At 41.7% G+C, this 12144-nt stretch carries 10 protein-coding genes; 5 read left to right on the top strand and 5 right to left on the bottom strand.

Going from position 1 to position 12144, the window contains the following annotated elements:
* Positions 1-6: 6 nt before the first annotated feature.
* Together EGT34_RS16070 and EGT34_RS16065 are read right to left on the bottom strand one after the other, a co-directional pair.
* A complete protein-coding gene (locus EGT34_RS16070) occupies positions 7-1158 on the bottom strand; it encodes an EmrA/EmrK family multidrug efflux transporter periplasmic adaptor subunit (RefSeq protein WP_000128703.1) in 1152 nt (383 codons plus the stop codon).
* 269 nt (positions 1159-1427) lie between these two features.
* Entirely contained in the window at positions 1428-1925 is a 498-nt protein-coding gene (locus tag EGT34_RS16065; RefSeq protein WP_031971910.1) for a thioesterase family protein, read from the bottom strand.
* Positions 1926-2067: 142 nt separating this feature from the next.
* Here EGT34_RS16065 and hemB point away from each other — a divergent pair, with 142 nt between their 5' ends.
* Complete coding sequence (gene hemB, locus EGT34_RS16060; protein WP_000222569.1) at positions 2068-3081, top strand: porphobilinogen synthase; 1014 nt, start codon at positions 2068-2070, stop codon at positions 3079-3081.
* A 25-nt stretch (positions 3082-3106) separates the two neighbouring features.
* Positions 3107-4222, top strand: a complete 1116-nt coding sequence (locus tag EGT34_RS16055) for an NAD(P)/FAD-dependent oxidoreductase (RefSeq protein ID WP_000546694.1) — start codon at positions 3107-3109, stop codon at positions 4220-4222.
* On the opposite strand, the gene EGT34_RS16050 is transcribed toward EGT34_RS16055, so the two are convergent.
* Positions 4214-5119: a TIGR01777 family oxidoreductase gene (locus EGT34_RS16050; RefSeq protein WP_001039370.1), complete on the bottom strand. Its 906-nt coding sequence runs from the start codon at positions 5117-5119 to the stop codon at positions 4214-4216. The two genes, EGT34_RS16055 and EGT34_RS16050, sit on opposite strands and share 9 nt — an antisense overlap.
* A gap of 87 nt (positions 5120-5206) precedes the next feature.
* The gene (locus tag EGT34_RS16045) at positions 5207-5659 is read right to left on the bottom strand and encodes an ABZJ_00895 family protein (protein WP_000164153.1); all 453 of its coding nucleotides are present in this window, start codon (positions 5657-5659) and stop codon (positions 5207-5209) included.
* Positions 5660-6038: 379 nt separating this feature from the next.
* Here EGT34_RS16045 and EGT34_RS16040 point away from each other — a divergent pair, with 379 nt between their 5' ends.
* On the top strand, positions 6039-6416 hold the full coding sequence (locus EGT34_RS16040; RefSeq protein ID WP_001059437.1) for a VOC family protein: 378 nt from the start codon (positions 6039-6041) through the stop codon (positions 6414-6416).
* Between the two features lie 73 nt (positions 6417-6489).
* On the opposite strand, the gene EGT34_RS16035 is transcribed toward EGT34_RS16040, so the two are convergent.
* Entirely contained in the window at positions 6490-6963 is a 474-nt protein-coding gene (locus EGT34_RS16035) for an OsmC family protein (protein WP_000974355.1), read from the bottom strand.
* A gap of 163 nt (positions 6964-7126) precedes the next feature.
* Between EGT34_RS16035 and EGT34_RS16030 the strand changes: the two genes are divergently transcribed.
* Positions 7127-8395, top strand: a complete 1269-nt coding sequence (locus EGT34_RS16030; protein ID WP_002060799.1) for an exonuclease SbcCD subunit D — start codon at positions 7127-7129, stop codon at positions 8393-8395.
* 9 nt (positions 8396-8404) lie between these two features.
* Positions 8405-12001, top strand: coding sequence for an AAA family ATPase (locus EGT34_RS16025; RefSeq protein ID WP_000698803.1), 3597 nt, complete (start codon positions 8405-8407; stop codon positions 11999-12001).
* Positions 12002-12144: the final 143 nt, after the last annotated feature.

Here is a 12144-nt window from a genome sequence, read left to right as displayed (position 1 = left end):
AAGCGTTTACTTCGCAGATAAGTCGACTTTTGCTTCCATCGACAAGCCAACACGTAATGGGTGTTCAGCAAGTTCTTTCGGGTCAAGTGCAATACGAACCGGTAAGCGTTGAACCACTTTAATCCAGTTACCTGTTGCGTTTTGAGCCGGAATTAAGGCAAAGGCAGAGCCTGTACCACCAGAGAAGCCCACCACTTTGCCGTGGTATTCAACATCATCACCATATAAATCTGAGGTTAATGTGACTGGCTGACCTGGGCGGACTTTTTTCAACTGACTTTCTTTGAAGTTAGCATCTACATATAAATCGTTAAGCGGCACAATCATCATCATGCTTGTACCCGGTGCAACGCGTTGACCCACTTGAATATTACGGCGTGTAATCACACCATCAACTGGTGCACGAATCACGGTACGCTCCAAGTCAAGCTGAGCTTGTTCTACATGCGCTTGTGCAACTTGTACATCCGGAGTCGAGGTTTCGCTTACACCCTGAATTAACGCTTCGTTTGCAGCTAAGGTGCTTTCGGCTGCCTTACGACTAGAAGTCGCTTGTGCAAGGCCGGCTTTAGCAAGCTCTAGCCCTGCTTTAGCAGTTTCAACTGCACTTTGTGCTTTGGTGAGTTCTTCTTTAGACACAGCGCCAGATGCCGCAAGCTGTGCACGGCGGTTCAGTTCTAAAGCAGCTTTGTCATAGTCGGCTTGTGCTTGAGCAACCTGTGCTTTAGCACTGTTAATTTCGTCAGCACGAACCACCACTTGAGAGTTTAAAGAACTACTGTTTGCCGCAGTTTGTTTATATTGGCGTTTTGCTTTGGCAAGCTCTGCCTCGGCTTGTGCCAACGCGATTTTGGCATCACGGTCATCAATACGAACCAGCACATCACCGCGGTGTACTGTTTGAGTATCTTTTACCAAAACCTGAGCGACCTGTCCGCTAACCATTGAGGTAATTTGCGCGGTTTCTGCACCGACATAAGCATTATCCGTACTCACCGAGTGATTTAAAAATAATGCCCAGATTGCATATAAAATAGCGGCGATCAATAAAATCAGCGCAAAGAAACCAAGAAATTTTTTGCGCTTGTTTTGCATGTTGTCATCCGAGGCAGATGTTGTTGGCACTGTTTCTTGTACATTGCTTTGTGCATCAGTCATGGTATGTTCCTAAAGATGAGTTGGCTTTGCCATCAATCTCGCACTACACCTTGTTATAGAGTTTTTATTTTTCTATAAACAAGACATACCGCATTGTCAAAGGAGACAATTTTAACGCTAAAACCTCATGATATGAGAATAAAAAAATATAACTAATGCGTTCGTTCTAATTAAATTAATGTTTATCTCAAAGTTTTTGTGAAATTTTTATCTTTTTTAATATGAAAAAAAGCGCCCTGAGCGCTTTTTAAATGCTTAAAATGCCTAGATTAATAGGCATATGAGGCAATGCCGGCAGCAATCTGTTTATCTTGATCATTGACCATGGTCATGCGCATGGTACAGCCCTTGCGGCCTAAACGTAGGACTTCGGCACGTGCAATAAAATATTTACCACGCCCCGGTGCCAAATAATCTACACGCATATCGACAGTTGCCAACCGTGTAACCTGTTTAATGGTTTCCGGTAGGGTTTCGGGGGTTGAACGGCGATAGAGATGTTCCATTGCCACAATTCCACCAATGCTATCGAGCAAAGTTGCAGCCACACCACCATGCAAAACCTGAAAAGCCAAATTGCCAATGAGGTCAGGTTGCATTTCAACATAGCCTTCAATGTGCCCATCTACCACACGCATAATCATTCCACTATGCTTAAAAAATGGACAGCTATTAAACGCCTTACACAATTGGTTGAGAACCACATTTAGGTCGGTTTTGGCGCCTAATTGTATGTTCCCCGTCCAATTTTTCTTTTCATCACTCATACGTTGCCTAAATTTAAAAGCATGATAAACACCCATAATTTTGTACAAATCCAGCATTATGGGGCTACAATACAGCAGTCGGTTGACAGTAATGGAATATCCGCCAACCTATCCTAGTGTAATACCGAACATCGAGATTGTTATGACTTATACGTTCAATCGTCCTGCATTTCCAGCTACTCGCATGCGCCGTATCCGTAAAAATGACCAGTTGCGTGCGATGGTCAGCGAAACACAGCTCACTACCAATCACTTGATTTATCCAGTATTTGTATTACCGGGACAAAATCAAACCCAAGATATTCCAAGTATGCCAAACATTCAGCGTTTGTCGGCAGATTTATTACTGAAAAAAGCTGAAAGACTTCTGGAATTAGGTGTATCCAAACTGGCTCTTTTCCCTGTAACACCTCAAGAAGATAAAAGCCTTACCGCAGAAGCTGCATGGCGTGAAGATGGTTTAGTTCAAACCACTTGTCGTTTGCTTAAAAAAGAATTACCAGAAATGGTGCTAATCACCGATGGTGCACTCGACCCATACACGACTCATGGTCAAGACGGCATTATTGATGAAACTGGCTATGTGCTCAATGACGAGACTGTAGAATGCTTGATTAAACAAGCTTTAAGTCACGCTGAAGCAGGTGCCGAAGTGATTGCACCAAGTGACATGATGGATGGCCGTATTGGCGCAATTCGTCAAGCTTTAGAAGCCAATGGTCACATCTATACCAACATCATGGCCTACTCTGCGAAATATGCATCTAGCTTCTATGGTCCGTTCCGTGATGCTGTTGGCTCTGCATCCAACCTAAAAGGTGGTAATAAATATAACTACCAGATGGACTTTGCCAACCGTGCCGAAGCATTACATGAAATCGCGCTTGATATTCAAGAAGGCGCCGACATGGTGATTGTAAAACCGGGCATGCCTTATCTGGATGTGGTACGTGAAGTGAAAGATACCTTTGGTATTCCGACATTCATTTACCAAGTGAGTGGCGAATACGCAATGTTAGCCGGCGCAATTCAAAATGGCTGGTTATCAGACTCAGTGATTTTAGAATCGCTCATGTGCTGCCGCCGCGCTGGTGCAGACGGAATCTGGACTTACTTTGCAGAAACCGCTGCTGAAAAACTCAAGGAAATGAACTAAGTTCGCAGAGAAAGGATAACACTGCATGCATATTGCAATCATTGGCGCGGGCATAAGTGGATTAATGTCTGCGCTGGAGTTGGTTGAACAAGGCTGTACGATCAGCATTTTTGATCAACAACAAGCGGGACAAGCAGCCTCTTGGGCTGGCGGAGGTATTCTCTCTCCGATGTACCCGTGGCGCTATGTGCATGCAGTGAACCAACTTGCCCAATTTGGCAAAGCCTCTTATCAAGCATGGAACCAAAAGCTCTACCCTGTTACAGGGATTGATTTTGAAATTCATGACACAGGCATGCTGATTTTTGATGAAGAAGATTTTGACGTGGGGCTTTCCTACGCCGAGCAGCATCAAGAACCGATGCAGCGCTGTGAATATTTACAAAGAGATGCGCTAGAACAAGTTAATCCTCATATCTCCGATCAGTTTCAAGAAGCGATTTATTTCCCTGAACTGTCTAATATTCGTAATCCACGCGTATTACAGTCCCTAATTAGCTATTTAAAGCAACATCCAAATGTTGAGTTTTTCGAACACACTCCTGTTAAAAAACTGATTCAACAAGGCGATGTGATACAAGCGCTCCAAACCGAAGATGGTCGCAAACATACAGCAGACCATTTTGTAATAACTTCGGGCGCTTGGAGCCATTACTGGAACTCACAATTACAACTCGAAATTCCAGTCGAACCTGTTCAAGGTCAAATGCTGTTATTTAAAACCCCTGCTCACTGGCTACCGACCATGTGTATGAATCGAGTCATGTACCTGATTCCACGTATGGACGGTCATATTGTGTGTGGTTCTAGCATGGCACATCGTGGTTTTGACACCTCTACCGATGAAACTACGCAGCACAATATTTTAGAAGCGTGTTTAGAAATGGTGCCTGAACTGGCCGATTTCCCGATTGTACATCGTTGGGCAGGACTCAGACCAAGTTCACCAAATGGCGTTCCGTACATTGGCAAAATGCCTGAAATGGATAACCTATGGGCAAACTTTGGTCACTTTAGAAATGGTTTGTGTATGGGCGCAGGTTCTGCGCAATTGCTCCGTCAGCTTATGCTCGGTCAACCGACCTTAGTTGATGCCAAAGCATATTCACCAGAGCGTTTGCAAAATAAAATCTTAGCCTGAGGCGAGTATATTCTCTAAAGCCATTTTTAATTGAGGATAAGCAAACTCAAATCCTTCTGCTTGTAAGGCTGCGGGTTTGACGTATTGCCCATTCAAAATCAATTGCGACTGCTCTCCTAACAAATAGCGAAAAACTGTACTAGGCGCCGACAATAGTGGTTTCTTATTCAAAACTTTGGCAGCTTGTTCAACAAATACCTTTTGGGTCACATTTTCTGGTGCCACGACATTGTGAATTTGAGCTGATTGAGGATGTTGAAATATAAACTCAATTGCGTTTAATACGTCTTCAATATGTACCCATACTACAGGCTGACGTCCGTGACCAATTTGACCGACTAAATTGAGTCGAATAGGAAGCAACATTTTAGGCAAAATGCCACCGCCCTGCCCAAACACAACGCCTAAACGAATAATTTTAGTATTTTGCTGAGGATCCGCTAACGCCGCGCGTTCCCACTCTTGGCAAAGCTGAGACATGAAAATGGGCTGTGGCGAGCTTTCTTCAGTGCACACCTCTGTCCACTTTTCTTGATTATCTATACCGTAATAACCAATTGCAGAACCAGAGACAATCACTTCAGGAAAAATTTGAGATTGCTTGAGCCATACATACAGTTTTTGGGTCGTATTTACACGGCTTTCAATGAGTTGTTTTTTACGTGACTCGGTCCAGCATTTCTCACCAATATTTGCACCCGCCAAATTCACCACATAATCAATTTGACGGGTCGAGATATCTTCGAACTTTTGTACCCACTGTAAGGCAGGATGGTCAGATTCCCTTCCAGCCTGCCGTGTCACCGCAATCACGTTATAATTTTTTTGTAATAGGAACCTAATTAAATGCGTTCCAATAAAGCCACTGGCACCTGTAATTAATACATTCTTATTCATATTTCCTCCAAAACCGAGGACAGCAGTTTTTAATTGATATAGTTATAAAATTTAATATCGAACTAATCGTATCAGTTTTGTGGTGAGTTATGACACATTAAACATTTTATTTGCCATGCGCTGGGCTTGTTTGCCATAAAACCAATAAGTAATTAAATAAAGCGGAATAGCTAACATTAAAAGCATAATGACCATAATGCTTAAGAACTGAGGCTGTTTGAGGTAAAGCATAAAGTTTTGCAAAATCTCAGGGTCTTTTCTTGAAAATAAAAACAGACCAAATAAAACACCACACAAGTTATAGCCCCAAAATATGAGCGTAAAACCTAAAGTAAATTTCTTTTTTTCTGGTACAGTCGGTGCACGGCGTTCTTTCTTTAAAAATCTAAATAAGACAAAAATCATTGCGCCTAAATATGGAACGGCTGTTAAAATACCGCCTACACTCGCTGGTAATAGTGCTGCAATTACACCGACAATTAAAGTGAGCACGATGCATAAAGCAAAAAACCAGAGAAAGTAAGAACGTAATTTGGTCATATTTTTGCCTAATTTATGGGTTCAAAAAATAATTATAAATTTTTTTCGATTTTTTTTCATTTTTCTGTCAACCAATCCTGATCTCTTGACGTTATATAGGGTAACAAGGTCGCAGCAACCGAATACTTCCTTTGCACGGCATCCGCAAAATTGTTTCGGTGACCTTTCATTACGACTCTTTCTTCCTTCGGATTAGGTTTTGTTAGCAGCCGAAACCCTTGATGAAGTTTTTGACCGACGATTCTCTCATCACTCGAATCGTCGGTTTTTATTTTCTAGCACTTTCATTTATTTTACGCTCACCATACACAATAGTGCTTTCGTGGCTATAAAGGCTATGCGTATACTTTTTACACCATAAAAATATGATTTAAATAATATGAACAATATTGCCTATTTTGAAATCCAGTCTTCAAACCCTGCCCGCGATGCCCAGTTTTATCAAGCTGTGTTTGGTTGGCAATTTAAACTCGATGAAAGCTTACCGATTGAATATTACCGCATAGAGACACCTTCAATTATGGGAGGACTCTTAAAACGCCCTGCTCAAACACCGCCAATGGAATATGGCACCAATGCATTTACCTGTTCGGTTCAGGTGGAAAACTTCGATGAAGTGGCTGCAAAAATTTTAGCGCAAGGTGGCATTGTGGCAATGGATAAATTCGCTATTCCGGGCCGCGCTTGGCATGGTTACTTTGTCGATTTAGACCACAACGTTTTTGGTATTTTTCAAGTCGATGAAAATGCAGCTTAAAGATTTTATTTAACGACTTTAATTATTTTTAATTTATAGCCACCGCCTCTTATCGGTGGCTATTTCATATGAATTATTCAGCAAAGCTAAAGCTGGCTTCACATGTAATTGGAAAATTTACCGAATTGGCAATCATACATTCGTGATGTGCTTCTTCATGTAGTTTTGCTGCAAGCTCTTGGTCAGCACCTTTTTCTAAAACAACCTCAGGCCTTAAAATAATTTGGGTAAAGTGGCCACGTTTGACCGGGTCTGTATCTTCCATAAATCCCAGTGCATGATCGACATAACTCACAACGTGAATATGATTGACTGCACATAGGTGTAAATACCAAAGCTTATGACAAGCTGAAGCTGATGCAACCAATAAATCTTCGGGGTTCCATCTGGTCACATCGCCCAAATAGGCAGGGTCTGATGAACCTTGAATAGTCGTCTTTTGAGGATGCTGAATACTAAAGTCGCGTTTATATGAACGATAAGATGAAGTGCCTGTACCCGTATTGCCTTCCCACTGTATTTTTACTTCGTATTTATGAATAGCCATTTTGTTCTCAAAGTTCATGGTTTGACCTGATAGTAACAAAGCAGAGCTTAAGGAGACAAAATAATTCAGATTTCATTGCTGGCTTAAATAACGAGCACTTTAAAATGTCTTGATAAAATCTCCTGCCAATTTATGCTAACGTATCTGTGTTTATCTTGGCTTGATGTCTGTTTCTATGTCCGTACATTTTCTACATACTTCTGACTGGCATTTGGGGCAGTTTTTTTATAATCACTCACGACACTACGAACACCAACAATTTTTAAGTTGGTTGCTCACTCAAATTCAAGAAAAACAACCTCATGCCCTGCTTATTGCTGGCGATATTTTTGATGTCATTAACCCGGGTTCACAAGCACAAAAACAACTCTACCAATTTTTAGCAGATGCCCATCGTATTGCACCGCACATGCAAACACTCATGATTGCGGGTAACCATGACTCAGGCTATCGTATTGAACAGGTCGAACCGCTTTTAGAAAAATACAATGCAAAAACCGTAGGTGTGGTTCGCTGGAATGAAGATAAAACTCTAGATCTCGATCGACTACTTTTACCTATTTATAATCAAAATCAAGATATTGTGGCGTGGTGCCTTGCCCTGCCTTTTTTACGCTCAGCCGAAATTACGGGCTTTAACGAACATACCACCAATAGCAAAAATGCGATTGCCTATTTGCACCAGCAGCTTATTGCCGAAGCCAAACGTCGTAAGACACCAGACCAAGCGCTTATCTTAATGTCGCATGCCCATATGCAAGGTGGGGAAACATCCGACTCTGAACGCCCTATTATTATTGGTAATGAAGAGGCGCTTTCAACGACATTGTTTGAAGATGCTGTCGACTATGTCGCTTTAGGGCACTTACATAAACCACAAAAAGTAGGTCAGCCACACATTCGTTATAGCGGTTCACCCATTCCGCTTTCTTTTAGCGAAATTAACTATAAGCACCAAGTGGTTGAAGTCAAAATTGACCCAGCTCAAGACACAGACAGCCGTTTGCAATTTGAAGCTGTGGAAATTCCGCGCTGCATACAATTGCACCGCATTCGTGGTGAGCTAAACGAGGTGCTGCAACAACTCAAAGCCTTGCCACACGGTGTGATTGAAAATATTGACCACCGTGAATATGTCGATATTGAATATTATAGTTTAACGCCGCCACAGCCTAATTTACGTCAGCAGTTTGAAGCAGCTCTACCACCTGACCGCTATCGTTTAGTGCGTATTTCACGTCAATATGTAAATAAAGACACGACTAATTCAAATACTACCCAACACATTGCACTTGAACCGCCAACACCAGAAAAGCTCTTTCAAAATATCTGGGAAAAACAAGGTTACAGCGCCGATGATGCGGTCTTAAAAGATTTTCTGAGTCTGGTACAAGAAGCACAAAAACATCTTGAAAATGATGCAAGCCATTAGGGATATGCCATGAAAATTTTATCCATTCGAATAAAAAATCTGGCATCGCTTGCTGATGAACATTTTATTGACTTTGAAAGCGCACCTCTGGCCCATGCAGGTCTCATTGCAATTGTGGGGAAAACTGGCGCAGGTAAGTCGACCATTTTAGATGCGATGTGTCTGGCCTTATTTAATCGGGTTCCTCGCCTTAAAGACAGCGACGGTAAGTTAAAAGATGTTGATGGCTCTGAGTTGCTGACCAACTCTCCTTTAACTGTTTTACGCCGTGGTACAGGCCATGGTTTTGCTGAACTTTGCTTTATTGCGCAAGATCAAAAGCGCTATTTGGCTCGTTGGGAAATTAAACGTGCACGTGAAAACCCAAATGGTAAATTACAAAGTGTGCAGCGCCACTTAAAATGTTTAACCGATGGTGTAGTACTTGCCGACAAAGCCAAAGCGGTTGATGAAAAAGTTAAGCAAATTACCCAGCTTTCTTTTGAACAGTTTACTCGTGCGGTGCTACTTGCCCAGTCCGAAGTGACCGCATTTTTAAAAGCTCGAGACAGCGAACGTGGTGAATTACTTGAGTACCTGACCAACTCCAGTATTTTCGCCAAAATCGGCGAACTGGCTTTTCGTAAAACAGCCGATATTGCAAAGCAGCGTAAACAACTGGAAGAGTTTTTAGGTCACATTGAAATTTTGTCTGATGAAGAGATTGCTGCATTTACCAAGCAATACCAGCAAGCCGAACAAAACTATCAACAATTAGAACAACAAAAACATGTCTTAGACAAACAGCAACAATGGTTTGAGCGTAAAGCAAAACTTGAGCAAGAAGTTCAAGCGAAACAGCAACAGTTTCAAACCCAGCAAAATCACCATCAACAACTGGTTAGTGAACGTGAGCAATTAAAACGACTCGAAATTTTCTCTGAAATACGCCCACAAGTTTTTCAGCAAGCTCAAAATTTACAGACCCTACAACAACTTGAGCCGCAAATTCAGCAAGCTCAAACCAAGTTTAATGAGTTGGTGCAAATTTTTGAAACGGGACAAAAACAATATCAACTTGCAGAACAACAGCTCAAACAAACACTCGATTTTGAGCAACAGCATCAACATGCTTTAAATCAAGTTCGACAGTCCATTCAAGAACGCGCTTTTATTGCCGATGAATATAAAAAGTGCAAAGAAAAAAGACAGGTACTTGAGCAAAACCTAAGCCCACTACAACAGCAGCGAAACGCTGTACAACAGCATATTGCACAGCTTGAGCAGAACAAAATTCATCTACAACAGCAGCTGATCCAGACTCAGCAATATGCTGCATTAGATAAGGGCCTTTCAGCACATCTACATCAGCTTGGGCAATTTATTCAAAACTATGAAGCGATTGAACAACAGATTGGAAACCCTACCCTTGCTCGCCAAAAGCTATCGGAAGCTAAAAGTGAACTAGAACAACTCACAGTCTCACTAGGCACAGTTGAACAAGTTGAGTTAAAGCTTGAACAACAGCGTAAAGATAAAGATCAGAAACTTGCTCAAGTCACGCAGTTAGATCTGATTCAACAGAAAATAAAAATTTATCATGAGCTATATGCTGAGCTTCAGCAATTCACCGAAAAACATACTCAAGCCTCCACGCAAGAAGAGCAACTTAAAACCGTTTGCCAGTTAGCTGAACAAGACTACCAAACAGCAAAAAATGAACGTGAAAAGTTACAGCACATCCTGCAACAGCAACGTTTACTACACACCGAAAATATTGAACAGTTACGTGCCAATCTTAAAGAAGGTGAAGCATGTTTGGTCTGTGGAAGCATCCATCACCCCTACCGTGTTGACAATAGTGCAGTCTCCAAGGCCTTGTTCGATTTACAGCAACAGCAAGAGCAACAAGCTATTGCACTCGAACAAACTAAGTTTAATGCATGGCAAACCCAGCAACATGCACTTACTCAGTGCCGGGCCGAGCTTGAACAAGTTCAGAAATATCTAGCTCAACTGCAAGTAAAACAGACGCACTTACAGCAAGAACTTGAGCAAGCGTTTAACCTCAATCAATTACAGATTGAGCTTAATCAAGCTCCTGAACAAATCTTACAAACACTTAATGAGCTGAGACAAACGACACAAACTGCCATAAGTTTATTTGATTCAGAAAATGCGCGTTTAACCCAAGCGATTAAACAACACAATCAGCTTATTCAAACTATTCAGCGTAATGAAAGTTTGCTTAATACCGCACAGCAATGGCAACAACAAGTTCAACATATTGTCGAGTGTTTATCAGAAACCGAACAGCACGCATGGCAGCAAGCAAGTAGCCAAACAGCTAAGCAGACTTGGGCTATTCTTGATGCACGTGCTAAGCAACTTGAACAACAAGAACAGCTTTCACAGCGTTTTGAACAACAGCAGCAAGAACTTAAAATGCTGTCTGCTAGCCTTGAGCAAATGACCAAGCAAATTGATGAGATCGATCAAAATCTCCAAGAGATTACGCTTAAAGGCCAACAAAATAATGAAAAAGCGGTATCGCTCATTCAGCAAATGACAGGCCGTTCGGATATTAAGCCGCATGAATGGTTAATTGAGCATGACGCTAAACGTCAGCACCAACAAACGGCGTATCATGAGGCTAAACAGCGTTTCGAACAAACCAGACAACACTTTGAACAACAAAAACAGGCGCTCGATCAACTTAAACATCAGCATCAACACACAGAACAACATCAACAGCAGATTGATGGGCAAATTCAAAATTGGTTAAAAGCCCATACTGATTTTCAGGCATCTGATCTTACAGCACTCATACAGATTAATTCAGCTCAAGAGCAAGATATTCGTAACCGTCTTAATCATGCCGAGCGTTTATTAAGTGAAGCCTCTTCTGCCCTTAAAACGATGCAAGAGCAATTAAGCGAGCACTTACAAACTCAGCCAGATATTGAATACGAAAAGCTCGTTACCCTCATTCAAGACAATATTGCAAAGCTCAAAGCACAGCTTGAAGTGCGTGACGGGCTAAAGCTGAAGCTTGAATTACATCAGCAAAACCTTGCCAAACAGCAAAAATATGCTGAGCAAATTCAAAACATTCAACAAGAAGAACATCGCTGGAGCAAAATTTCAGGCTTGATTGGTGATGCCAAAGGTAAAGAGTTCCGTGACTACGCTCAGCAATATCACCTAGATATTTTAGTTGAACATGCCAACCAACAACTGGCGATGCTTTCTCAGCGTTATACGCTAAAACGTCTTGATCAGTCCTTAAGTCTTGCCATTATTGACCACGACATGGATGGAGAAACCCGCTCAGTTGCCTCTTTATCTGGCGGTGAGTCGTTCTTAACTGCCCTTGCCTTGTCTTTAGCGATTGCCAATATGGCATCGGGTTCAATGAAAATTGAATCACTGTTTATTGATGAAGGTTTTGGTACTTTAGATGCCTCATCTTTGCACATGGTCATGAATGCTTTAGACCAACTGCAAAATCAGGGACGTCAGGTCATTCTCATCTCACACATTCAAGAAATGCATGAACGCATTCCTGTACAAATTCAAGTGAAACCACTTGGCGCTGGTGCAAGTACCATTGAAATAGTGGGTTAAAAACTAAAAAGCCCCGACATCCTGTCGGGGCTTTTTTAGATTCTGCGTTGGTATGACTCCTGTCGTACCTGTCTGCATCCATTCATGACTTTTTATTGTTATTCTTAGAAACATCCTGTTTCCTGATGAGTTCATAGTACAAA

It is taken from the genome of Acinetobacter sp. FDAARGOS_558 (assembly GCF_003937785.1).
Taxonomy (GTDB): domain Bacteria; phylum Pseudomonadota; class Gammaproteobacteria; order Pseudomonadales; family Moraxellaceae; genus Acinetobacter; species Acinetobacter baumannii.
This window is presented reverse-complemented; position numbering and strand designations above follow the sequence as displayed.